2 protein-coding genes are annotated in these 542 nt (G+C 58.5%); both read right to left on the reverse strand.

The annotated features are described in order from the left end of the window. On the reverse strand, nucleotides 1-221 hold a 221-nt coding region (locus tag AC1DXI_RS20740), incomplete at its 3' end, for a VOC family protein (protein ID WP_476940035.1). A gap of 50 nt (nucleotides 222-271) precedes the next feature. Beyond that, on the reverse strand, nucleotides 272-542 hold a 271-nt coding region (locus AC1DXI_RS20745; protein WP_476940152.1), incomplete at its 5' end, for a VOC family protein.

Below are 542 nucleotides of genomic sequence, written 5' to 3' on the forward strand. Positions count from 1 at the left end.
ACGGCGAAAATCTGATTTTGGAGTGATCCGGGTGCGGCAGCGGTGATGCTCTTGCCGATCATGATGGATGCTTCCGACCCGGGAGGGGTCAGCTGCGCCACCCGGAAGTCCTCGCTGGCGATGTAGTCGATATCGACGCGGAAGCCGAGTGATTCGTAGAAGGCCTTGGCCCGGTCGACGTCGGAAACGGGAACGAACAGTACTTCAAGCTTCAAATCCATGGTGATAAGTCCTTTTTGTGTTGAGTTTGCTGAGTGGGTTAGTTGAGTGCTCAACGTCCGGGCGCCCGGGTGTTGATTTCCTGGAGAAGCCAGCTGTTGCCGTCCGGATCGCTGAAGGAGGCAAAGGACTGGTAGTCGGCGCGTTCCGGGTGCGGGCCGGCAATGCGGTGCTGGTTGTCGAGGTTGAAGATGAATCCCTTCGCGTAGTGGAATACCTCGGAGACGTCGACGCCTTTTTCGGCCAGGTCGGCCCGGGTCGCGAGGATGTCCTTCACGGCGAAAATCTGATTTTGGAGTGATCCGGGTGCGGCAGCGGTGATG

This window comes from Arthrobacter sp. P1_H7, from assembly GCF_056405215.1.